The following is a 23,485-nucleotide window of genomic DNA, read 5'->3' as shown; positions in this document are numbered from 1 at the left end:
TATATTTCGTCTCCGTTGCGAGACAGGACCATAGCTCAGTTGGTTAGAGCGCTACCTTGACATGGTAGAGGTCCGCGGTTCGAATCCGCGTGGTCCTACCAATCTTGCCTGAAAAGTCAGTCACTTACGATTCCCGTAAGCACTGGCTTTTTTTGTTTCTGCAGCAACTCCCCGGCTTGGTCACCAAAAAGTAAACATCACCCCTTCCTGTGTTCATAGGTGGCATTCAACCTTCCCGCAAGATAGTCCGAACAGGTGATCGGCTCATATTTGGGCGCTTCGTTCGGCTTTACATCCCGGGGGTCCACCACCGCATCCGGGTCCACTTCCAGAAAGAAGGCCACTGAATAGCGTTCCCGCTCTGGCGCCTTCACCCTGTGTGGTGTCGAAAGATAGGTATCGTTGGTCCAGCGCATCAGGCAATCACCAATGTTACAGACAAACGCGCCTGGAACATGGGGAGCTTCCAGCCAGTGCCCTTGTCGGCTGCGCACCTGAAGCCCCGCTACACCGTCCGTCGCCAGAATGGTGATGTTGCCATAATCGGTATGAGTGCCTGCCCCCGCATCTTCCCGGGCATGCACATCCGAACCCGGCGGATAACGCAGCATTCTCAGGGTTGCAATTGGCTGCTTCAGGTGGGGTTCGAAAAAGTCTTCAGCCAGCCCGAGATCCAGGCTGAAGCCGCGATGGATCAACCGGCCAAGCGCCAAGCATTCCGCAAAGTAATCCAGCGCCCCGGCCTTCCAGCCGTCAATCGGTGGCCAGAAATTAACACCCCGGAACGGCTTTCCTGCCAGTACATCCGGGTGATCTTCAGGGAAATCAGTGCCTATATTAAAGGCCTCTTTCCGGTCTGCGCCGGCTTGCGGGTTCAATCTTTCATCCGCCAGCGCCACATAGCCGCGATTGTGTGGCGACCGCTTGATCGACATCTGCTGCTTCTGCTCGGCTGGCAACTGGAATAACTGCCTGGCCAGATCAAATACGCCCTCACAGACCTCCGCCGGGATGCCGTGGTCACTGACGTAAAAAAAGCCGATATCCCTGCAGGCCCGCCCCAGTTCTGCCGCCGTTGCCTGGCGCTCGGTCAGGTCCGGGCTCCGCAAACCTTGTAGTGAAATCACAGGTAACTCATTCATGAACCTTCCTCAGGCAAAACCGGTTGTATGGGGGTGTTCAGCAGCACTTCGTCGCAGTTAACGCCCGGGCCGGCGCGATCCACCACCAGGTAATCGGAGTCAGCCGCCAGCGGCAGTAGCGGCGCGTGCCAGGTGCCCGGCCGGTAGTTCACGCCTTGCCCGCCCCTGGCCCAAAAAGCCCGAACCTCCGTTTCATTAAAGTCGCCGGGGGGCGCCACCACCGCCAGGAAATCTCCACCGTTCATTGGCACAAATGCCTGGCTCCCGAGGGGGTGTCGTTCCATCATGTGGATCTCCAACGGTAAAAGCGGCTGGCCCCGGAAAATGGAGAGGATAGCCCGGGCGCCCTCGCCCAGGCACTCAGCACCTGCCAGCTGGTGGAAACGCTCGGTGCGCCCCTGATTAATCAACAAAGGTGCCGGGCCGTGAGTGTCAATGACATCACCGAAGGGGTCGAAAGCTTCGCGGGTAAGCCGCTCAACCGCTATCAGTCGTAACACGCTCACAGAACCGGCTCCCCGAATAACCGCACCCGACTCACCCCGCCGTCAGGAATCATGTTGAAGCGAATGTGGGTAATGGCTCCAAGCTCCTTGAGATCCGTGAACTTAAGTATGGCGTCGGCCTCAAGGGGTTGGGGCTCCAGCAAGGTCGGCCAGAACATGCTCTGGGTGATCAGCGACGCCGCCGTGCCCGCCCCGGCTTCCACACAGGCGGCCTGTACCGAGCAGGCGGCCGGGAAGTTGCCCTTGAAGTGAGCAGTATCTACCTCGATGCTTTCCGGAATACCTTTGTGGCCGAGGGCCAGAATGCACCAGTCGTTGCCTGGCTCTCTCCTACGCCGTGTTTCCCAGCCGTCGCCCATATTGATGCCTCGCCCGGGGCGCAGCAGCTTTCTGGGTTCACCATAGTGGGCGTCGCTCCAGGCCACCTGGTCGGCACCGCATTCCAGCGCCAGCAAGTTGATGGATTGGTTGGGGGCTGCCCGGCGCCAGTCCATCCACGGCCTGCCATAAACCCGCAGGCGCGCAAGCCCGCCGTCCGGGTAGATATGCAAACGCACATGGGTCCAGGGCCGGTCAGAAGTGATGGCGCAGAACCGATGATCATTGCCGGCAAGCTCGGTAGCCGGCACCAGGGGAACCCACTCGCTGTTGCCATCAGGCACAGCTGCCGGGCTGTAACAGGCTTCCAATGATGCCGCCGGTGGGAAGTTGCCGGTAAAGAAACTGGTGTCAAAGTCCACGCCGGTCAGTACCCCCGGCATGGCCAGCCGCACAATGCACCAGTCGTGGCCGGTGGTCCGGCGCCGGCGGGTTTCCCAGCCGTCCATCCACTTGCCGTGGTCATCGTAGCGGTCAGGGTAGAAAGCGGCCGGCCCAGGTGCCAGCATTCGCGCCCGGGGTGCAAAAAACTCGTCGGTGACTTCCAGTACTTCGGCTCCCAGAGAACTGTCCGCCAGGTTCAGTCCCAGCCGGGCAAACTCCGGGCCTTCCGGTACCGGGGCAATCACTACATCAGTCATGGCAGATACTCGAGGTAGGTTGAGACTCAAAGGGATGGTGCGTGCGCCAGTGCCGGGCAATGTCGACCCGGCGGCACACCCACACCCGGTCGTGCTGTTCCAGGTAATCCAGAAATCGCTGCAGGGCGCGGAATTTTCCCGGCCGTCCGATTAACCGGCAATGCAGCCCCACCGACAGCATCTTCGGGGCTTCCAGGCCTTCGGCGTACAGCACATCGAAACTGTCTTTTAAATACTGGAAGAACTGCTCGCCGGTATTGAAGCCCTGGGGCGAGGCAAAGCGCATATCATTGGCTTCAAGGGTGTAGGGAACCACCAGGTGGGGCTGCTGTGTGCCAGCGGAGTCGATCACCTGTGTCCAGAACGGCAGGTCATCACCGTAATAATCGCTGTCGTACAGAAAGCCGCCCTCCTCGACCACCAGCCGCCGGGTATTGGGGCTGTCGCGGCCGGTATACCAGCCTTGCGGGCGCTCACCGGTGAGTGCCTGGTGCTGCTCTATGGCCAGCTGCATATAGCACCGCTCTTCGGACTCGCTCATCTCCTGATAGTGAATCCAGCGCATGCCATGGCAGGCGATTTCGTGGCCGTCTTCAATAAACGCTCTGACCACCTCCGGGTTGCGGGCCATGGCCATGGTCACACCGAATACGGTCAGCGGCAGCCCGCGGCGACGAAACTCCCGCAATACCCGCCAGACCCCGGCCCGGGAGCCGTACTCATAAAGCGATTCCATGCTCAGGTGCCGGTCACGATAGGGTGCGGCGCCGATGATGTCGGACAGAAAGGTTTCCGAGTGCTCGTCGCCGTGCAGCACGCAGTTCTCACCGCCTTCCTCGTAATTCAACACAAACTGCACCGCGATACGGGCGTTACCGGGCCACTGCGCGTGGGGCGGATGTTCACCGTAACCGCGCATATCCCTTGGGTAGGTTTTACCTTCATTCATCCAGGTCGCTCCAGGCCACAGCCTCTGAGAATAACGTCAACAAGAAAATCCGCGGCATGCCCGAAGTCCCTTGGCTCGTACTCTGCCTTGTTTTCCACCATCAGGATTTGCACCTGAAAATCGGCATAATGCTGGGTCGACGACCAGATCAGGAAAATCAGCTGTACCGGATCCACCGGCGCCATCCTGCCCTCATCAATCCAGTGCTGGATTACCGACGCCCTGCCCCGCACCCACTCGCGCATGTTGGTGCGCAGGTGGTCGAGCAAGAAGGGCGCGCCCTGAATGATTTCCATGGCAAACAATCGTGACGCTAGCGGGTATTGCTGCGACATGTTCACCTTGGTGCGAATAAAGGTTTCCAGTGCAGTAGCCGGATCGTCGTCCGGTTTTATTTCCGAGAATACTTTGTTCCAGCGCAGCAGAATGTCGTCGAACATGGCGCTGTACATGCGTTTTTTGTTGCTGAAGTAATAAAGCACGTTGGACTTCGGCAAGCCGGCCCGTTCAGCAATATTCTGGATGGTGGTGCCCTTGTAGCCGTGCAGGGCAAACTCCTGCTCGGCCGCCTGCAGAATGGCTTCCCGGTTCCGCTCCCGGATCCGGCCAGGCCGGTAGCTCCGGCCCGCTTCAGATGTGTTCTGCTGCACTGACAGTGATCTGGTCATGGTTCACTCACTTGTTGTCCGGTGATTCAGGAGTCCACACTTTCCATTCCGATGGACTCCTGAAATGGATCAAAAGTGGAATTTCACCAGTGCGCTGACTGAACTCTGGGTGTCTACCAGCGTCTCGTTCAGGCCAAACTTGTTGTTCCAGTACTGGTACTCAATACCGGCGTAGAGCACGCCCGGGTTGCCCATGAAGTTACCCACGTCCAGCTTGATCTGGGGCGTGAACTGGAACTCGGACTCGTGATCACTGGCCGAGGTGGACCAGTCGATGTAACCATCCACCAGGAATTTCGCCGCACCCACATCAAACGGCAGGCCCCAGGTGACCGTCATCTGCCAGTCATCACTGATCTCGCTGTTATCAACGTAGTAGAAAGATGTAGTGAAGTAACGGAACGCAGGCACGTCCCACGCCAGGCCGAAACCGTACATGTAGTTGTTTGCCTCGGTACCGCCGCCAAATTCGTACTGCCCGGCCAGGGTGATGTCTTTCACCGGCCCGAACGACAAATCCTGGCCTGTCAGCCAGCTGCCGCTGATATTGGGCGCGAATTCACCGTATACGTTGTCGGTACCTTCAAGGTCTCCCTGAGGCTGCTCCCGGTCGATAAAGAAGAAGGTGCCACCCCAGTTGTGGGCGGTCACGTTCTCGAACGTAAAGTAGGTCGCCTCGTATTCCACTCCCCCGTTACCACCGGCGTCGAACTGAACGCCCTGGTAATCGGCACTGTGCAGGATGGAGATACTGGAGCCACCGAAGAACTTCTCGGCATGGGCAGCAGGCGCAAAACAGGCTGCAGCAACGCAGCTTGCGATCAGGGTTTTACGAAGTGCTTTCATGGCATAGCCTCTCTGGTTACTTTTTTGGGTCATCGGTTGTTAGCAGTACATCGTTTTAGTTAATGTCCCGGCCGGTAGGGCTGGCCAAGAGACAGCGGGGTGTTCAACCGGGTGCGTACCGGGTCGAACGACAAAAGAATCAGCATCAGGATGGTGACCACGTAGGGCAGCATCGCCAGCAACTCGGTGGGGCTGCGCCAGCCCAGCCCCTGGAGCACCAGGTGAAGAATGGAGGCCGCCCCGAACAGGTAAGCACCCAACAGCAAGCGCCCGGGGCGCCAGCTGGCAAACACCACCAGCGCCAGCGCTATCCAGCCCCGGCCTGAGGTCATGTTCTCGGTCCACATTGGGGTGTAGGCCAGCGACAGATAGGCACCGGCAAGGCCGGCCATGGCCCCGCCAAAGGCCACCGCAAGGTAACGCACGGTGAGTACCCGCAAGCCATTGGCGTTGGCCGCACCTGGCGACTCCCCAACGGCCCTCAGAACCAGGCCGCCGCGGCTGAAGCGCAGGAACAGAGCAACACCTGCAAACACCAGCCAGGAAAAATACACCAGCAAATCCTGGGTGAAAAGCGCCCGACCCAGCACTGGAAGATCACTCAACAGGGGGATCGCAATTTTTTCAAAACCCTCGATGGACTGGCCGACAAAGCCGGCACCCACGAAGGCGCTCAGGCCCGTGCCGAAGATGGTTAACGCCAGCCCGGCGGCGTACTGGTTGGCGGAGAGGGTCACTGCCATAACGGCGAACAACATCGACATCGCCAGCCCGGTCAGCATGGCGACAACAACCCCGGCGGCCAGGCTGCCGGTAGACAAGGTCGCGATGAACCCGGCCACCGCGCCCATCAGCATCATGCCCTCCTGCCCCAGGTTGAGAACGCCGGAGCGCTCACAGATCAGTTCGCCCAGGGCCACCAGCAGCAGCGGGGTGCCGGCCACCATCGTGGCGGCAAGAATGTTGGTCAACAGGTCCATATCAGAGCTCCTGGCCGGCCGGGGCGGCGGGTTGGGACAGGCCTGCCGGTAAAGGCCGGCGAAAACGAATCCGGTAGTGAATAAAGGCATCGCAGGTGAGCAGGTAGAACAGCAGCATTCCCTGGAACATGGCGGTCACCGCCTTGGGCATGTTCATGGCAATCTGCAACATCTCGCCGCCAATAAAGGTCAGAGCCAGCAAGGCACTGGCGGCAATAATGCCCAGGGCATGCATCCGGCCCAGAAACACCACAATGATCGCGGTGTAGCCATAGCCCGGCGACACCTGGGGCACCAGCTGTCCGATCGGCCCGGTCACTTCCGCGGCGCCAGCCAGCCCCGCAGTTGCGCCACCAACCAGCAGCGCAAACCAGGTCAGCCGTCTGGCACTGAACCCGGCAAACGCCGCCGCCCGATGATCCTCACCCACCACGTTCAACTGGTAGCCGATGAAGCTGCGGGCAAACAGCACCCATACTGCGACAGCCGCCAGCAACCCGAAGGCCAGGCCGATGTGCAGCCGCGTGCCGTTAATCAGCGCTGGCAACAAAGCCGCATCGGCAAACATCACCGACTGGGGAAAGCCAAACCCGTAGGGATCTTTCAGGGGCCCGTGCACCGCATAGAGTAGCAGGTTCAGGGCGATGTAATTGAGCATGATGGTGGTGAGGATTTCGTTGCAGTTCAGGTGAGTCTTGAGAAACGCCGCAATCGCCGCCCATGCCATACCACCGGCAATGCCCGCCAGCAGAACCGCCGGCAAAACCAGGAATCCACCGGCCTCCCCCACCGAAACCGCAACAGCACTGGCCGCCACCGCGCCAATCAGGAAATGGCCCTCGGCACCGATATTCCAGATTCTGGCCCGGAAGCAGACCGTCAGCCCGGCGGCACACAGCAACAAAGGCGCGGTTTTCAGGCCCAGCTCGGCAAGTCCGGTGAGGTCACTGATCGGCGTGATAAAGAAGAAGGTCAGGGCCTGGATCGGGTCTTTACCCATGCCGAGGAATAACAGGAAGCCGGTTGCGACCGTCAGGGCCAGGGCCAGCAGAGGCGATAACCAGCGCAGGGTGGTAGAGGCTTCAGGGCGGCGCTCAAGCTGCAGCATCAGCAAACTCCTCCGCCTTGAAGTTTCCCGCCATCCACTGCCCGAGTTGATTTATGCTCAACTCAGAAGCCGGGGCCAATGGTGACAGCCGGCCATTACAGATGGCGCCCATCCGGTGACAGAGCTGATAGAGCTCATCCAGGTCTTCGGATATCAGCAGGATGGCGGCGCCCTCATCGCGCAGTTTTACCAGCGCCTGATGAATAGCCACCGCCGAGCCCACATCCACACCCCAGGTTGGGTGGGAGGCCACCAGAAGCCTTGGTGACTGACAGGCTTCGCGGCCGAGAATGTATTTCTGCAGGTTGCCGCCGGATAAGCTCGAAGCGCTGCTTTGCTCACCAGAGCAGCGCACGCCAAAGCGTGAAATGACGTCTCTGGCAAACTCCCGAACCTTTTGCCGCCAAATCACACCACGCTGCACCAACCCCTGCCCAGCAGCGGTCAGCAACGCATTGTCGGCCAGCGACATCACCGGCACGGCGCCCCGGCCCAGCCGCTCCTCGGGCACCACAGCCAGCCCCCGGGCCCGCCTTGCCCCGGGAGGCAGGCGGTCAATCGCCTCGCCGGTGAAACGAATGGCCTCGCCCTTCAGGGTGATCTCCCCGGACAAGACCTTGAGCAGTTCCTCCTGTCCGTTTCCGGCCACCCCGGCAATGCCGACGATCTCGCCTGCGCGCAAGGAAAAACCGATGTTCTTCAGGCTGGTGCCGAAAGGGTCATCCGTTTGCCAGCTCAGCTCCTGCACCTGCAGCAGGGTGTCACCGGGTTGGGCAGCGCTGACCTGGGTTGAAATCGGGGTATCATCGCCCACCATCAGGCGGGCGATGTCTGAGGCAGATAAGTCTTTCGGCTGGCAATGTCCGCTCACCCGGCCCTGGCGCAACACCGTGGCCTGATCGCACAGGCTTCTGACTTCCTCCAGCTTGTGGCTTATAAACAGAATGCTGCAGCCGTCCCTGGCCAGTTTGCGCAACGTTTTGAACAGTGTGGCCACTTCCTGGGGTGTCAGTACCGAAGTAGGTTCGTCCAGGATCAGCAGGGTACTTTCCTGAACCAGGCAGCGGACAATCTCCACCCGTTGCCGCTCCCCCATAGACAAGGTGCTGACAAAGCGCCGGGGGTCCAGTGCCATCCCATAGTGTTCGGACACCTCCCGGATACGCTGCTCCAGTGCGCCCCGGTCGCGAACCTCATCTGCCGGCAGGCCCAGCGCAATGTTTTCCGCCACGGTCAGGGTTTCAAACAAAGAGAAGTGCTGAAAGACCATGCCTATGCCCAACTGCCGGGCCCGGGCAGGGTTCTCCACTGTCACCGGGTGGCCATTCCAGACAATACGACCGGCATCCGGCTGAACCACGCCATAGATGATTTTCATCAGCGTGCTTTTGCCCGCGCCATTCTCCCCCAGCAGGGCGTGGATCTCGCCGGCGCCCACAGTAAGGTCTACGCCGTCGTTAGCCCGGCATCCCGGGTAATCTTTCACGATCCCCTGCAGCTTTAACCTCTGAGCAGAAACTGCCATTCCCGGTCTCCTCGTAGTCTGGGTCAGGTCCGGCCATAAAGAATCTGACCAACCAATCAACATTTGGTAGCTGAGCAATAACCTTGCCAAAAATGAATTGGTGCTTGATTTGAACAGAGCTAACCAGTTGGTCAGCTTTTTGCAGAAGCTCTGGAAAAGAACCTGATCCGGGCGCCTGCCTTATAGGTGCAAGGCCCCGGAATCCCCTTTCCAGACAGCAGAAGCGGAGACCAAGGTGATCGAATTTGTTCTCAACGGCCGTGCCGAAAAAATTGACCAGGCCGACCCAAACCAGAGCATTCTGGAGTGGCTACGCACCAAAAAGCGGCTTACCGGTACCAAAGAAGGCTGCGGCTCCGGAGATTGCGGCGCCTGCACCGTGATTACCGGGGCGCCAGACAAGAACGGTCAAATTCGCTATGAAGCCATTAACAGTTGCATCACCCTGATTGGCAGCCTGCAGGGCAAGCACCTGCTGACCATTGAAGCCTTTCGGGAACAGCCGGCACACCCGGTTCAGCAGAGCCTGATGGACTGCCACGGGGCACAGTGCGGTTTTTGCACCCCGGGCATTGTCATGTCATTGATTGCCCTGCACAGCGAATCTGCACCGGGCGACGCCGACGACCACAAACTGATGGAGGCCCTGGCCGGAAACCTGTGTCGCTGTACCGGCTACCGGCCGATCATGGAAGCCGGCCGGCAGGCGCTGGTGCAAAGCTGGCAACCTGGCTCCGATAACCACCCTGCCCGGTATCTGGCCAGGGCCGATAAAGCGGATGGGCTCGCAACGGTTGACGACACCTCGATGACCAGTCTGGAAGCCCGGAACGGCAATCAATACTACGCCCCGGCAGCCCTGCCTCAGCTCAAACGCCTGTTGCGCGCTCACCCGGATGCCCGGCTGATTGCCGGAGGTACGGACCTTGTGCTGGAGATCACCCAACAGCTGAAAACCCTGCCCAAGCTGATTAGCCTGGAGCGGGTGCGGGAACTGAATGGCTGCCAGCTGGAAGAAAACCACCTGGTGATCGGGGCCGCCACCCCCTACCGGCAGTTCCACAGCCAGCTGTCCGGGCTCTGGCCGGCCTTCGACCACCTGCTGGAACGGCTAGGCTCATTGCAGGTGCGCAACCGGGGTACCCTCGGCGGCAACATCGCCAACGCCTCCCCCATTGGCGATATGCCGCCGGCATTGATAGCGCTCGATGCCACCCTGGTACTGGAAGGCCCGGAGGGGGCCAGGGAACTCCCGGCAGAACAGTTCTTCAAGGGCTACCGGCAAACCGACCTGCAGCCCGGCGAGTTTGTCCATTCCATCCACATCCCCGTTCCCGAGCCCAACCAGCGCCTGTTCATCTATAAGGTTTCAAAACGGCTCGATGACGATATCTCCGCGGTGCTCGGAGCTTTCCGGCTGACCCTTCGGAACGGTGTGGTTCAGGATTGCCGACTCGCCTACGGCGGTATGGCCGCAACCCCTGCCCGCGCACGCCTTACAGAAGCCGCGCTGCTGGGCAAACCCTGGAATCAACGTTCTGTTGAGCAGGCTATAAAAGCGCTGAGCGACGACTTCTCCCCGTTGACCGACGTGCGGGCTTCTTCCGCTTACCGGTTACAGGTCGCGGGCAATCTGCTTTACAGGGCACTACTCGAAAACTCCGACCTGCATCACCGGGATACCCCGCTCATGGTGACCGACTATGCGTAAACTTCCGCTCAATACCCCCACCCCGGCCCACAGCGCTCTGGGCGTAGTGGGCACCGGCGTCGAACACGACAGTGCCTGGCTGCATACCAGTGGCCAGGCCCGGTATATCGATGACCTGCCTGCCCCCGAAGGCCTGCTGCACGCGGCCGTGGGCCATAGCGAACAGGCCCATGCCCGGATTCTGGAGATGGACCTGTCCCGGGTTCTTGCCAGCCCCGGCGTTGTCGCGGTCATTACCGCTGCCGATGTACCCGGCCACCTGGATATCGGCCCGGTGTTCCCCGGTGATCCGGTGCTGGCCCAGGACACGGTTGAACACATCGGCCAGCCGCTGTTCGCCGTTGCCGCGACCAGTCACGAGGCGGCCCGCAAAGCGGCCCGCAAAGCCATCGTGAACTATCAGCCACTGGAAGCCGTCATCACCGTTCAGGATGCCCTGGAACACCAGCTGTTTGTGCGGCCGGGCCGGCGCCAGCAACGGGGTGACCCGGACCAGGCCATCGCCGGCGCCCGCCACCAGCTTAAAGGCCAGCAACACATCGGCGGTCAGGAGCACTTTTATCTGGAGGGCCAGGCCTGCCTGGTGGAGCCCACCGAAGATGGCGGCATGTTCGTCCATACCTCCAGCCAGCACCCCAGTGAGGTGCAGAAGCTGGTGGCCGAAGTGCTGGGCTTGCCCATCCATTGCGTGCAGGCTGAAGTACGCCGCATGGGGGGCGGCTTTGGTGGCAAGGAAACCCAGGCAACACCGCTGGCCTGCGTGGCGGCACTGCTGGCCCGGGTGACCGGCTGCCCGGTCAAATACCGCTTGTCGCGCTCAGACGACATGGTGCAAACCGGCAAACGCCATGATTTCTTCAACACCTACCACATCGGTTTTGACGACTCGGGGCTGATCAAAGGCGCGGACCTTATGGTGGCCGGGCGCTGCGGTTATTCTCCGGACCTTTCAGATGCCATTGTCGACCGGGCCATGTTCCATGCCTGCAACGCCTACTACCTGGACCAGGCCCGGGTGGTTGGCCACCGGTGCAAGACCCACACGGTATCAAACACCGCGTTCCGGGGCTTTGGTGGGCCCCAGGGCATGATGATCATCGAACAGGCCATGGACGACATTGCCCGCCATCTGGGCAAAGACCCCCTGGATATCCGCAAACTCAACCTATTCGGCCCCGGCCGCGATGTCAGCCACTATGGCCAGACCATCGAACAACAGGTGCTGCCGGAACTGATCGCACAACTGGAACGCAGCTCCGCTTACCGCCAGCGGCGCCAGGAAATCATTGCCCTGAATGCCCGCAACCCGGTGCTGAAACGCGGGCTGGCGCTGACCCCGGTGCAGTTCGGCATCTCCTTTACCGCAAAACACCTGAACCAGGCCGGTGCACTGGTGCACATCTACACCGATGGCAGCATTCAGGTAAATCACGGTGGTACCGAGATGGGCCAGGGCCTGTACATCAAGGTAGCGCAGGTGGTCGCAACCGCCTTTCAGGTGGACGTGGCGCGGGTCAAGGTTTCCGCTACCCGCACCGATAAGGTACCGAACACCTCCCCCACGGCGGCCTCTTCCGGTTCCGACCTCAATGGCATGGCTGCGCTTGATGCCTGCGAAAAGATACTGGGTGGCCTGACCGCCTTTGCTTCATCCCACTGGAATGTGCCGGAAGAACACGTGCGGTTCCATGCTAACCAGGTTCATATCGGAGACCACTGCCTGAGTTGGGAAGACTTTATCCAGACCGCCTACATGCACCGGATATCCCTGTCCTCCAGCGGCTTCTATGCCACACCGAAGATCCACTATGACCACGACGCCGGTCAGGGCCGGCCGTTTCTGTACTACACCAACAGTGCCGCCTGCTCCGAGGTCGTAGTCGACACCTTGACTGGTGAATACCGGGTGCTGCGTACCGACATTCTGCACGATGCCGGGCGCTCCCTGAACCCGGCCATCGACATGGGTCAGATTGAAGGCGGCTTCATTCAGGGCATGGGCTGGCTCACCACGGAAGAGCTGGTGTACAGCGCCGAAGGCCGGTTACTGACCACCGGCCCAGCCACCTACAAAATTCCCGCCGTTTCCGATTGCCCGCCAGACCTGCGGGTAGCGCTGATGAAAGACAGCCCCAACCACGAAGCCACGGTATTCCACTCCAAAGCCGTGGGCGAACCCCCGTTCATGCTTGGCATTTCAGTGTGGAGCGCGCTTCGCGACGCGGTATCCAGCCTCAGCGACTACCGCTTCAGCCCGCCACTGGACACGCCGGCGACACCGGAACGTGTACTGAATGCCGTTACCGAAACCCGGCGCTGGGTAAACCAACAGGAGAACGGACAATGATGGCAACGCCCCTTAACTGGCACCAGGCGGTCGCCCTCTGTGAGCAGCGTGGTGAGCCCTATGCCCTGGTGACCGTGCTGGGTGTGACCGGCTCGGTACCGCGGGAGCCCGCCACCAAAATGGTGATCACCGGAGAACACTGTTACGACACCATTGGCGGCGGCCATCTGGAGCACCGCATCTGCCAGCAGGCCCGGGAGCGTCTGGCCAAGGGGCTTTACCAGAGCGAACTGGCGCATTTTCCCCTGGGCGCAAGCCTTGGCCAGTGCTGCGGCGGCAGTGTGTCGGTGCTTCTGGAAACCCATCCGGGCAGCCAGCAACAACTGGTGGTCTTTGGCGCCGGCCACGTGGCCAGGGCCCTGGTGACCATCCTGGCGGAACTGCCCTGGCGCGTTACCTGGGTTGACCCGCGACCAGAACAGTTTCCAGCCGGACCACCGGCCAATGTCCGGATTCACCACACCGATGACCCCGCCGGCGATGCGCCTGAACTGTGCAACCAGCAACAGGTGTTGATTGTCACCCACAATCACCACCTGGATTTCGAGCTTTGCCGGGCTCTGCTCACGGCCGGTACCCCCGCCGGTATCGGCCTGATCGGCTCTGCCACCAAGGCCGAACGTTTTCGTCAGCGCCTGGCCCATCGCGGCTTTTCGGATACCGACATTGCCCGCATCCGCTGTCCTGTGGGGCGGTCCGACGTGCCGGGCAAACGCCCTATGGAAGTAGCAGTTTCCATCATGGCTGAACTGCTCACCCTGACAGCACAGCCCGATAACCCTGCGTCCAAACGGGGCATTTCCTGGCAACAACTCAAAGGCCTGCTGCCCGAAAAAGAAACCGGAGACCTCCCTTCATGAACCTTGGCGATTTCAATCAACTGCCAGCAGCCGAGGCGGAACCACTGCTGCGGAACTGCTGCGCAGCAGAGACCTGGGTGCAAGGCATGCTTAACGCCCGCCCTTTCATGGATCGCGACAGCCTCTACGCCGCGTGCCGGCAACTCTGGCCGCAGTTGACGGAAGCCGACTGGCTGCAGGCGTTCGAGGCCCATCCCAGAATCGGCAACCTTGACAGCCTTCGAAAAAAATACGCCAGCACCCGCACTCTGGCCGGCGACGAACAAGCCGGCACCCGGCAGGCGGATGAAGACACCCTGCAAAGACTGAGCACCGGCAACCAGGCTTACCTGGACAAGTTCGGGTTCATTTTCATTGTCTGTGCCACCGGCAAAAGCGCCCCGGAGATGCTGGAACTGCTGGAACAGCGCCTTTGCAACACCCGGGCCGAGGAGCTGCAGAACGCGGCACAGGAGCAGGCAAAAATAACCGAATTACGACTGGAGAAACTGTTATGAGCCCGATCACCACCCACGTCCTCGATATCGGCAGCGGCAAACCGGCCGCCGGGGTTCGGGTTGTGCTGGAACGGATCACTGAAGGCGGCCCCGCACTCATGGCCGAAGGCGCTACCGACCAGGATGGCCGGATAACCTCCTGGCTGTCCGGCCCGGTTGATTCCGGCCATTACCGGCTGCGCTTTGCCACCGGCGACTGGTACCAAAAGCGCAAGCTGGACTGCTTCTACCCGGAAGTGACCATCGACTTCACCGTTGCCGACACCGATAGCCACTACCACGTGCCCCTGCTGTTGAACCAGTGGGGCTATTCCACTTACCGGGGGAGCTGATAGACGTGGACCCATTACTTGCGTTTCCGGCGGGATGCCAGGCTTACCGGGGCAACATCCTCCATTTTCTCAACGACCCGGGCAACGCCCCCGAGCCCGAACCTGACAGTTACGAATACTACCCGGACGGCCTGCTGGTCGTTCACCAGGGCCGGGTACTGGCCACGGGGCCGGCCCCCGAACTCATATCACGCCTGCCCGGCGGAACCGATATCCGGCACTGGCCCGAGGGCCTGATTATGCCGGGCTTTATCGACACCCATGTGCATATGCCGCAACTGGCGGTGATGGCCAGTTATGGCACCCAGCTTCTGGACTGGCTGGAGACCTATACCTTCCCCCATGAGGCCCGGTTCTGCCAGGCCGACTGGGCCCGGGCCGAAGCCAGCCAGTTTCTGGATTTGCTGTTGTGCCATGGCACCACCTCTGCCCTGGTATTCTGCACCTCGCACCCGGCCTCGGTTAATGCGGTGTTTGAGGGCGCACAAAGCCGGGGCATGGCCCTGACTGCCGGCAAGGTCATGATGGACCGGAACGCGCCGGCGAACCTGACCGACACAGCCCGGGAAAGTTATCGGGACAGCTGCGAACTGGCCAAACGCTGGCACAACCGCGGTCGCCTTCGCTACGCCATCACCCCCAGATTTGCCATTACCTCAAGCCCGGCACAACTGCAGCTGGCTGGTGAACTGGCACAGGCATTCCCGGACGCCCTGATCCAGACCCACTGGGCTGAGAATACCGGTGAAATCGAGCTCACCCGGCAACTGTTCCCGGAGCGCCACAGCTACCTGGATGTGTACGACCACTATGGTTTGCTGGGCCGGAATACGGTGCTTGCCCACGGCATCCACATTGGCGACCAGGACCGCCACCGGCTGGCGCAAACCGGCGCGTCTATCGCTTTCTGCCCCACCTCTAACACCTTTCTCGGCAGCGGCCTGTTCGATCTGGGCGCCGCCCGCGCTGCCGGTGTCCAGGTCGGGCTGGCGTCAGACGTCGGCGGCGGCACCAGCCTGTCCATGCTGGCCACCATGGCAGAGGCCTACAAGGTGTGCCGGCTCAGGGGCCAGACACTGACACCCTGGCTGGCCTTCTATCTGGCCACATTGGGCAATGCCAGGGTTCTGCAGCAGGGAGACCAGACCGGTAATTTCCGCCCCGGTAACCAGGCCGATTTTGTGGTTCTGGACCCGCTTGGCGCACCCATCACGGCGATGAAACACCGTGCCGGCCAAAGTCTGCAGGAATTGCTCTTTGACCTGATGATTCTGGGCGATGACCGGGCCATTGCCGCAACTGCCGTCGCCGGCCAGCTTCTCTGGCAGCGCCCTGACGCAGACGAACAACCTGCCCCCCTTTCTTTGACGGCAACAGGAGCCTGACCCTATGGAGGCGTATCTCACCGAATGGCTTGGGCTGATTATTCGCTGGTTTCATGTGATTGCCGGCGTCGCCTGGATTGGCGCATCTTTCTATTTTATCTGGCTGGACAACCACCTGCGCGAGCCGCCGGAATGGAAGCAAGCCAGGGGCATCAAGGGTGACCTTTGGGCCATACACGGCGGTGGCTTTTACGAAGTGGCCAAATACCACCTGGGCCCGGAGCAGATGCCCAGGGAACTGCACTGGTTCAAATGGGAAGCCTACAGCACCTGGCTCAGCGGCATGGCCCTGCTGCTGTTGGTTTACTATCTAGGCAGCCCCGGCTACCTGCTGGACCCGGCCAAAGCCGGTCTCGGCGCCGGCACCGGCGCCGCCCTCGGGCTGGCCAGTATCGCCGCAATGCTTGGCATTTATGAGCTGATGATCCGCAGCCCGCTGGCCGGCAATGGCAAGCTGTTCGGCGCCCTGCTCTACGCACTCCTGGTGTTTGCTGCCTGGGGCCTGTTCCAGATCTTCAGTGGCCGGGGCGCGTTCATTCATATCGGAGCGATGATCGGCACCCTGATGGTAGCCAACGTGTTTCTGGGCATCATGCCCTCACAGCGCGCCCTGGTGAGCGCGGTTCGCGAGGGCAAAACACCGGGGCCGGAGGTTGCCCGGCTGGCAGGCCTCGCCAAGCTGCGTTCCACTCACAACAATTACCTGACCCTGCCGGTGCTGTTCATCATGATCAGCAACCACTACCCCATGTTGTATGGCCACCCCGAAGGCTGGGCCATTCTGGCGGCCATCGGTTTTATCACCGCCTTTGCCCGTCACTATTTCAACCTGAAACACCGGGGCATCCATAAGCCCGGAATACTGGTGCTTTCTGCCTTGCTGACCCTGGCTCTGGTATGGGCCCTCGCCCCTGACAACCGCAATTCTGACGCCGCTGTTGAACGCGTTGTGGCTACCGATACCGAGGTTTCCGGTCTGCTCCGCCAGCACTGTACCGCCTGCCATGCCCGGGAGCCGGCGCATCCGGGCTTTCAGGCACCGCCTGCCGGCATCGTACTGGAACAGCTGACTGACCTGCTGGCCCATTCCGCCCGGGTGCAGCAAGCAGCCGTCCGCACCCATTACATGCCCCTGGGCAATGCCAGCGGCATGACCGAGCAGGAACGCACCGCACTGGGGGGCTGGCTGGATAACGCTGGCCAATAACGCCCTGGCGGCACCGGTTTGGTCCACAGGGCCAGGCCGGAGCGCCATTTCAGGGCACTCTCTTAACACCCGGTGGAGCCCGGAAGCCAACAAAATAGACCATGTGGTCAGGTTTTACGCCACTCGGGCCGGTGTTCCGGGACTCTGGTACGGCAATTGCACTTTTCCTGTGAGTACGCAAAACCTCTATTCCAAACACAGCGAGGAACACCTCCATGAAAGCAAAACAGCAAAAGCCCGGCCTGTTCAGGGGGCTGTCAAAAGCCGTCACTCTGGCAGGCGCCTTGGCCGCGAGCACCTTAGCCCAGGCTGACACCAACATTCGGTTTACCCTGGACTGGCGTTTTGAAGGGCCCTCTGCACCTTTCCTGATGGCTCTCGATAAGGGCTATTTCAAGAGTGAGGGGCTCAACGTCACCATTGATGCCGGCAATGGCTCGGCAGGTGCGGTTACCCGCGTAGCCACCAACGCCTACGACATGGGCTTTGCCGACTTCAGCGCGCTGACAGAAACCACCTCCAAAAACCCGGAAACCGGTGTAACCGCCGTTTATATGGTCTACAACACCATGCCTGCAGCGGTGTTTGCCCTGAAAGAGTCCGGCATTGAAAAACCCGAAGACCTGGCAGGCAAGACTCTGGGCGCCCCCGTGTTCGATGGCGGCCGCAAAGCCTGGCCGTCGTTTGCCCGGCATAACAACCTGGCCGTGGACTCCGTTGAGTGGCAATCAGCCGATCCTGCCATCCGGGAAACCCTGCTGGCCCGGGGTGAGGTAGACGCCATTACCGGTTTCTACTTCACCAGCCTGCTGAACCTAGAAGCCCGCGGCGTTGCGCCGGACAACATCGTGGCGCTGAAATACCCGGATTACGGAGTGGAGTTCTACGGCAACACCATCATTGCCCAGGATGCCTTGCTCGAACAGAACCCGGAGGCGGTCAAAGGGTTTCTGAGAGCCTTCAACAAAGCCCTGAAAGAAACCATCGAAGATCCTGAAACCGCGATTACCTATGTAAAAAAACGGGATGGCCTGATCAAACAGGACCTGGAGCTGCGCCGCCTTAAACTGGCCATGGACAACCACGTGATCACCGAAGAAACCCGCGCGGAAGGTCTGGGCGCCATCACCGAAGCGCGCATGGAGCGGGCCGTGGCGGACATGGTGGCCTCCTATAACCTGGAACCGTCAGACCAACTCACGCGGTTGTTCGACAGCAGCTACCTGCCATCACAGGCAGAGCGCTCGATCGATTGACGCACCTGTGCCCGGGTACCGCGCACCCGGGCTCCCTGGCCTACCGGAGTACCAGATGGACCTTGTCGAGTTTGAGAATGTAAGCATGCGTTACGGAGAGGATGGCCCGCTGGCGATCGAAAACATCTCCCTGAGCGTGAAAGAAAATGAGTTTGTGGCGGTGGTGGGCCCTTCGGGCTGTGGCAAGTCCACCCTGATGAAGCTGGTCACCGGGCTTGCGCCACCGAGCGATGGCTATGTCTATCTGGGGGGCAAGCAAGTGGCGGGCCCGCAGAAGGGTGTTGGCATGGCGTTCCAGGCCTCCAACCTGCTGCCGTGGCGCACGACCCTTGAAAACGTGCTGCTGCCACTTGAGATAGTGGCGGAGTACCGCCACAAGTTCCGCCGGGAAAAAACACAGTTCGAAGAACTGGGGCGCGCCCTGCTCAAGCGGGTTGGCCTTGCCGGCTGCGAACACAAATATCCCTGGGAGCTGTCCGGCGGCATGCAGCAGCGGGCGTCAATCTGCCGCGCACTGATCCACCGCCCCTCCCTGCTGATGCTGGACGAACCGTTTGGCGCACTGGATGCCTTCACCCGTGAGGAACTCTGGTGCATGGTCCGGGATTTATGGCAGGAAGAGCCCTTTACCGTGGTTCTGGTAACCCACGACCTTCGCGAAGCGGTTTTTCTGGCCGATACCGTATACGTCATGAGCAAGGGCCCGGGCCGGATACTGGTTCGCAAGCCGGTAAACCTGCCCCGGCCCAGAGAGTTGTCCGTCACCTACACAGACCCCTTTGCCGACCTGGTGTTCGAATTACGTGACCACATTGGCCGAATCCGGGAGGGATCCTGATGACCCTGGCTCAGCGCAAACGCCTGTTGATGAAAGCCTCGCCGTGGCTGCTGCTCCTGTTTCTGGGGCTGTTCTGGGAGCTGGTGTGCTTCGCATTCCAGATTCCCGACTACCTGTTTCCGGCCCCCACCGATATCTGGCGCTCCTGGCTGGAATACCGGCCACAAATCATTGAGCATGCCACCCAGACACTGTTCACCACCGTTGTCGGGTTCGCCCTTGCCGTGGTGTTCGGGCTGATTCTGGGCATGCTGGTGGGTTCCTCGCCGGTAATCTACAAGGCCGTCTATCCGTTGATGGTGGGTTTTAACAGCATCCCGAAAGTGGCCTTCGTGCCAGTGCTGGTGGTCTGGTTTGGCATCGGTACGGTGCCCGCCATTCTCACCGCATTTCTGATCTCGTTCTTCCCGGTGGTGGTGAATATGGCCACCGGCCTCGCGACGCTGGAGCCAGAGCTGCAGGACGTTATGCGTTCGCTGGGCGCCAGCCGCATCGATATCCTGAAGAAAGTCGCCTTGCCCCGCTCCATGCCATACTTCTTCGCATCACTAAAGGTTGCTATCACCCTGGCCTTTGTCGGTTCGGTCATCTCTGAAACGGTAGCGTCCAACGTTGGCATCGGGTACCTGATGCTGTCGGCAAGCTCGACGATGGATATGGGGCTGGTGTTTGCAGGCCTGGTGGTGATCGGCGTCATGGGCGTGGTGATGTACGAACTCTTCGCACTGGTCGAGCGCCGGATGACCGGTTGGGCCACGCGCGGTTCCGACCCTGCGTTCTGAAACACACCCGCCAGTCAGCCAATAAAGAGCCCCATTGATCGGGGCTCTTTTGTCAGTGTCTGATCAGAATCGTTACTGCGGCAGTGCTGCCCCGACGCCTTCCACGAACCAGTTCATACCCGCCAGTTCCTGCTCGGTCATGGTCACCCCGTCTGCCACTTTCAGCTCGCCGGCCTGATCTTTCAAAGGACCGGTAAACGGATGCAGCTCTCCGGCGCCAATGGCATCAATCACCTGGTTCACGGCCTCCGACTGCTCCTCGCTCAGGCGATCGCTCAGGCCGATAATCTGGATCATATCCTCGTCAATGCCACCCCAGTGATCCTCTGGCACCCAGCTGTCATCCATGACCTTCTGAACCTGCTCAACGTAATAAGGCCCCCAGTTGTTGGCGACGGATAACAGGTGGGCCTCCTTGCCAAACTCCCGCATATCAGAAGCCTGCCCGACACCCCAGTTACCCCGGCGCAAGGCGGACATCAGAGGCGCAGGGCTGTCGGTGTGCTGAATAACCACATCGGCCCCCTGATCCATCATGGCGTTGGCAGCATCGGCCTCTTTGGCCGGATCAAACCAGGTGTTGGCCCACACCACCTTGATCTCGATATCGGGGTTCACCGACTTAGCCCCCAGATACACCGCGTTGATATCGCGAATGACTTCCGGAATCGGGAACGAGGCAATGTAACCCAGCACATTCGACTCGGTCACCAACCCGGCCGCCACTCCCGTTACATAACGCCCCTCGTAGGTCTTGGACAGATAGGTACCCACGTTATCCGCCTGCTTATAGCCGGTGGCATGCATGAAGGTGATATCAGGGAACTGTTCGGCAACCCGGATGGTGGGGTTCATAAAACCGAACGACGTGGTGAAGATAACGTCGTTGCCGGCCTGGGCCAGCATGCGGATGGTGCGCTCGGCGTCGGCACCTTCGGCCACGTTTTCCACATAGGTGGTTTGAACCTGGTCACCGAAGTGCGCCTCAACGGCTTTGCGGCCCAGATCGTGCTGGTAACTCCAGCCGTGATCCCCGATGGGGCCAACGTAGACAAATCCGATTTTCATCGGGTCTTCTGCCATTACGGAAGAAGATAAAGTCAGGGCAATGGCCGCTGCCAGACTGCGTTTCATGCTCATGCATCGTTCTCCTGAACCATTCTGAAGTTGTGTTGCACCGCCCTAAGCGGGTAACAACTTCAGATGGAGCAAAAAGCTGGCCAATTGTTCAGGTTTTTCAATGCATTGTTTTTAATGCATTTTCCATTGTCGCTTTGCCAGAATTTAAAAGGCCTGCACTACACCGGTGCGCAACGCCACACCGACAGGCAAGCCCCGGGGCAATAATCACCAGCGATCCCTTTCCTCCTCGTCTGCCTTCTCCTGCTCCGCCTTACGCTCCCGAATCTTCTCCAGCTTTTCCTTGGGAATCTTCATATTGGCGCTATCACGCAAAAACAGCAGGCTGCCGACAACCAATGCGAATGCAGCGAAAAGAAATAGCCAGCCAATGAGCGGCATAATACGGTCTCCTTGAATATCGGCCTTTACGAACAGTAGCACAGCCGGTAAAGGCGCGCTCCCGTAGCCGTTTCCGCTATAATGCCGGGCCTGCTTACCTGAAACCGGAGTACTCCAGCCACCATGCGCCAGACCATCGACCTGACTGTTGAAAGCTCCCGGCTTGCGGTAGATGCGCTGGCGGAAGCCTCTGGCCTGCCCAAGCAGCGCATCAAGGATGCCATGGCCAAGGGCGCCTGCTGGTGGACCCAGAAAGGCAAGCAGGTGCGGTTGCGGAAGGCCAAGCGGGAGCTGAAGCCGGGCACTCGCATCCAGTTGTTCTATGATGACCAGGTTCTGGCGCGCCAACCGGAAGAACCCGAATTGCTGGAGAACAAAGGTCGTTACACTGTCTGGTTCAAACCGCACGGGTTGCTGTCCCAGGGTTCGCAGTGGGGCGACCACTGCAGCCTGCTGCGTCTGGCTGAAACCGAACTGAACAAACCCTGTTTTCTGGTGCACCGGCTGGACGGGGATGCCGCGGGCATCATGTTGATCGCCCACGATGGTAAAGCCGCGGCAGCGCTGTCCCAACTTTTCTCCGGACGAACCATGACCAAGATCTACCGGGCCCGGGTAACCGGCAACCTGGTTGCAGACGACCTGCGGATCGACACGCCCCTGGACGGCAAAGCCTCGGTCAGTCGCGTGACTACCCTCAGCTATGATGCAGATTCCGATACCACCGAGTTGGAAGTCCGCATCGAAACTGGCCGGAAACACCAGATACGGCGACACCTGTCCGGTATTGATCACCCGATTGTCGGAGACAGGCTTTACGGAACAGCAGATTCTGCCGGGCTGCAACTGACCGCAGTTGAACTGGCCTTCCACTGCCCGGTCACCGGCAGACCGGTATCTTTTGCGCTAACCAACCAGGTCTCATAAACAAAGAAGGCCAGCAACGATGCTGGCCTTCTTTCTGTGCAGTGGCGATCAGACCTTGTAGAAATCCCGGTACCAGTCCACGAAGTTGGCTATGCCCTCTTCCACGGTGGTAGACGGCTTGTAGTCCACATCATTGATCAGGTCATCCACATTGGCGTAGGTCGCCGGCACGTCACCGGGCTGCATGGGCAACAGGTTCTTCTCGGCCTTTTTGCCGACCCGCTCTTCGATGATCTCGATAAACCGGGACAGCTCCACCGGGTTATTGCTGCCGATGTTGTAGATGCGGTACGGCGCCTTGCTGGTACCCGGGTCCGGCTGGGCACCGCTCCAGTCTTCGTTGGGCTGGGCGACGTTGTCCAGCGTACGGATGACACCCTCTACGATATCGTCGATGTAGGTGAAATCCCGCTTGTGATGGCCGTGGTTGAACACATCAATCGGCTCGCCCGCCAGGATCTTCTTGGTGAAGATAAACAGCGCCATATCCGGCCGGCCCCAGGGACCGTATACGGTAAAGAACCGCAGGCCGGTGGTGGGCAGGTTGTACAGGTGGCTGTAGGTGTGAGCCATCAGCTCATTGGCCTTCTTGGAGGCCGCGTACAGGCTCAGGGGGTGGTCTACGTTGTCATGCACGGAGAACGGCATGGTCTCGTTAGCGCCGTATACCGAACTGCTGGAGGCGTACACCAGGTGCTTCACGTCGTTATGGCGGCAGCCTTCCAGGATGTTCATAAAGCCAACCAGGTTGGCCTCTACGTAGGCGTGGGGGTTCTCCAGGGAATAGCGTACGCCGGCCTGGGCGGCCAGGTGCACCACCCGCTCGGGCTTGTGTTCCCGGAACAGGGCTTCCATAGCGGCCCGGTCTGCTACGTCCTGGCGCACTTCGGTGAACCCCACCTTGCCGGTTAGCCGGGCCAGGCGAGCCTCTTTCAGGTTCACATCGTAATAGTCGTTTACGTTGTCCACGCCGATGACTTCATCACCGCGATCCAGCAGTCGATGGGCCAGGTGTGAGCCGATAAAACCGGCGGTTCCCGTAACGAGGATTTTCAAGATCTGTTCTCCATGAAAAATGG

23 protein-coding genes and 1 tRNA gene are annotated in these 23,485 nt (G+C 60.3%); 12 read left to right on the top strand and 12 right to left on the bottom strand.

Annotated features, from left to right (window positions below):
• The first annotated feature begins 24 nt into the window (after nt 1-24).
• Nucleotides 25-101, top strand: a tRNA-Val gene (locus H3Z84_RS14380).
• A 96-nt stretch (nt 102-197) separates the two neighbouring features.
• On the opposite strand, the gene H3Z84_RS14375 is transcribed toward H3Z84_RS14380, so the two are convergent.
• From H3Z84_RS14375 to H3Z84_RS14335, 9 genes are all read right to left on the bottom strand, one after another.
• Nucleotides 198-1,142, bottom strand: coding sequence for an isopenicillin N synthase family dioxygenase (locus tag H3Z84_RS14375; protein ID WP_199457937.1), 945 nt, complete (start codon nt 1,140-1,142; stop codon nt 198-200).
• A complete protein-coding gene (locus H3Z84_RS14370) occupies nt 1,139-1,648 on the bottom strand; it encodes an ureidoglycolate lyase (protein ID WP_323127006.1) in 510 nt (169 codons plus the stop codon). Before H3Z84_RS14370 ends, H3Z84_RS14375 begins: the two co-directional genes overlap by 4 nt.
• Nucleotides 1,645-2,667 (bottom strand): allantoicase, encoded by a 1,023-nt coding sequence (gene alc, locus H3Z84_RS14365; RefSeq protein ID WP_199457936.1) that lies wholly within the window; start codon nt 2,665-2,667, stop codon nt 1,645-1,647. Before alc ends, H3Z84_RS14370 begins: the two co-directional genes overlap by 4 nt.
• Nucleotides 2,660-3,616, bottom strand: coding sequence for an allantoinase PuuE (puuE, locus tag H3Z84_RS14360; RefSeq protein WP_199457935.1), 957 nt, complete (start codon nt 3,614-3,616; stop codon nt 2,660-2,662). Before puuE ends, alc begins: the two co-directional genes overlap by 8 nt.
• Nucleotides 3,613-4,284, bottom strand: a complete 672-nt coding sequence (locus H3Z84_RS14355; protein ID WP_153739990.1) for a TetR/AcrR family transcriptional regulator — start codon at nt 4,282-4,284, stop codon at nt 3,613-3,615. The genes puuE and H3Z84_RS14355 overlap by 4 nt, the downstream gene beginning before the upstream one ends.
• Nucleotides 4,285-4,353: 69 nt before the next feature.
• Complete coding sequence (locus H3Z84_RS14350) at nt 4,354-5,130, bottom strand: outer membrane protein OmpK (RefSeq protein ID WP_153739991.1); 777 nt, start codon at nt 5,128-5,130, stop codon at nt 4,354-4,356.
• Between the two features lie 59 nt (nt 5,131-5,189).
• Nucleotides 5,190-6,110 (bottom strand): ABC transporter permease, encoded by a 921-nt coding sequence (locus H3Z84_RS14345; protein WP_199453898.1) that lies wholly within the window; start codon nt 6,108-6,110, stop codon nt 5,190-5,192.
• Nucleotide 6,111: 1 nt separating this feature from the next.
• On the bottom strand, nt 6,112-7,221 hold the full coding sequence (locus H3Z84_RS14340; protein WP_227548814.1) for an ABC transporter permease: 1,110 nt from the start codon (nt 7,219-7,221) through the stop codon (nt 6,112-6,114).
• On the bottom strand, nt 7,205-8,743 hold the full coding sequence (locus H3Z84_RS14335; protein WP_199457934.1) for an ABC transporter ATP-binding protein: 1,539 nt from the start codon (nt 8,741-8,743) through the stop codon (nt 7,205-7,207). Before H3Z84_RS14335 ends, H3Z84_RS14340 begins: the two co-directional genes overlap by 17 nt.
• Nucleotides 8,744-8,978: 235 nt before the next feature.
• Between H3Z84_RS14335 and xdhA the strand changes: the two genes are divergently transcribed.
• From xdhA to H3Z84_RS14285, 10 genes are all read left to right on the top strand, one after another.
• Complete coding sequence (gene xdhA / locus H3Z84_RS14330) at nt 8,979-10,454, top strand: xanthine dehydrogenase small subunit (protein ID WP_153739995.1); 1,476 nt, start codon at nt 8,979-8,981, stop codon at nt 10,452-10,454.
• The gene (gene xdhB, locus H3Z84_RS14325) at nt 10,447-12,801 is read left to right on the top strand and encodes a xanthine dehydrogenase molybdopterin binding subunit (RefSeq protein WP_199457933.1); all 2,355 of its coding nucleotides are present in this window, start codon (nt 10,447-10,449) and stop codon (nt 12,799-12,801) included. The genes xdhA and xdhB overlap by 8 nt, the downstream gene beginning before the upstream one ends.
• Nucleotides 12,798-13,661, top strand: a complete 864-nt coding sequence (gene xdhC / locus H3Z84_RS14320) for a xanthine dehydrogenase accessory protein XdhC (protein WP_228286588.1) — start codon at nt 12,798-12,800, stop codon at nt 13,659-13,661. The genes xdhB and xdhC overlap by 4 nt, the downstream gene beginning before the upstream one ends.
• On the top strand, nt 13,658-14,158 hold the full coding sequence (gene uraD / locus H3Z84_RS14315) for a 2-oxo-4-hydroxy-4-carboxy-5-ureidoimidazoline decarboxylase (RefSeq protein WP_153739997.1): 501 nt from the start codon (nt 13,658-13,660) through the stop codon (nt 14,156-14,158). Before xdhC ends, uraD begins: the two co-directional genes overlap by 4 nt.
• Nucleotides 14,155-14,490 carry a hydroxyisourate hydrolase gene (uraH, locus tag H3Z84_RS14310; protein ID WP_153739998.1) on the top strand — a complete coding sequence of 112 codons (336 nt, stop codon included), beginning with the start codon at nt 14,155-14,157 and terminating at the stop codon, nt 14,488-14,490. The genes uraD and uraH overlap by 4 nt, the downstream gene beginning before the upstream one ends.
• Nucleotides 14,491-14,495: 5 nt before the next feature.
• Nucleotides 14,496-15,875: a guanine deaminase gene (guaD, locus tag H3Z84_RS14305; protein WP_199457932.1), complete on the top strand. Its 1,380-nt coding sequence runs from the start codon at nt 14,496-14,498 to the stop codon at nt 15,873-15,875.
• Nucleotides 15,876-15,879: 4 nt separating this feature from the next.
• Complete coding sequence (locus tag H3Z84_RS14300; RefSeq protein WP_199457931.1) at nt 15,880-17,082, top strand: urate hydroxylase PuuD; 1,203 nt, start codon at nt 15,880-15,882, stop codon at nt 17,080-17,082.
• 215 nt (nt 17,083-17,297) lie between these two features.
• Nucleotides 17,298-18,338, top strand: coding sequence for an ABC transporter substrate-binding protein (locus H3Z84_RS14295; protein WP_199457930.1), 1,041 nt, complete (start codon nt 17,298-17,300; stop codon nt 18,336-18,338).
• 55 nt (nt 18,339-18,393) lie between these two features.
• A complete protein-coding gene (locus H3Z84_RS14290) occupies nt 18,394-19,176 on the top strand; it encodes an ABC transporter ATP-binding protein (RefSeq protein WP_022989086.1) in 783 nt (260 codons plus the stop codon).
• Nucleotides 19,176-19,958 carry an ABC transporter permease gene (locus H3Z84_RS14285; protein ID WP_199457929.1) on the top strand — a complete coding sequence of 261 codons (783 nt, stop codon included), beginning with the start codon at nt 19,176-19,178 and terminating at the stop codon, nt 19,956-19,958. Before H3Z84_RS14290 ends, H3Z84_RS14285 begins: the two co-directional genes overlap by 1 nt.
• Before the next feature lie 72 nt (nt 19,959-20,030).
• On the opposite strand, the gene H3Z84_RS14280 is transcribed toward H3Z84_RS14285, so the two are convergent.
• Complete coding sequence (locus H3Z84_RS14280; protein WP_228285881.1) at nt 20,031-21,098, bottom strand: BMP family ABC transporter substrate-binding protein; 1,068 nt, start codon at nt 21,096-21,098, stop codon at nt 20,031-20,033.
• Nucleotides 21,099-21,305: 207 nt separating this feature from the next.
• A complete protein-coding gene (locus H3Z84_RS14275; protein ID WP_022989089.1) occupies nt 21,306-21,479 on the bottom strand; it encodes a DUF2897 family protein in 174 nt (57 codons plus the stop codon).
• A 123-nt stretch (nt 21,480-21,602) separates the two neighbouring features.
• Here H3Z84_RS14275 and H3Z84_RS14270 point away from each other — a divergent pair, with 123 nt between their 5' ends.
• Nucleotides 21,603-22,406 (top strand): RluA family pseudouridine synthase, encoded by an 804-nt coding sequence (locus H3Z84_RS14270; protein WP_199457928.1) that lies wholly within the window; start codon nt 21,603-21,605, stop codon nt 22,404-22,406.
• A gap of 48 nt (nt 22,407-22,454) precedes the next feature.
• Here the strand turns inward: H3Z84_RS14270 and H3Z84_RS14265 are convergent, their stop codons facing one another.
• The gene (locus tag H3Z84_RS14265) at nt 22,455-23,462 is read right to left on the bottom strand and encodes an NAD-dependent epimerase (RefSeq protein WP_058340736.1); all 1,008 of its coding nucleotides are present in this window, start codon (nt 23,460-23,462) and stop codon (nt 22,455-22,457) included.
• Nucleotides 23,463-23,485 lie beyond the last annotated feature (23 nt).

Origin of the sequence: Marinobacter sp. bablab_jr003 (assembly GCF_016464245.1) — a bacterium.
Taxonomy (GTDB): Bacteria; Pseudomonadota; Gammaproteobacteria; order Pseudomonadales; family Oleiphilaceae; genus Marinobacter; species Marinobacter vinifirmus.
The sequence above is the reverse complement of the archived record's forward strand: the minus strand, read 5'-3'. Positions and strand labels throughout refer to the sequence as shown.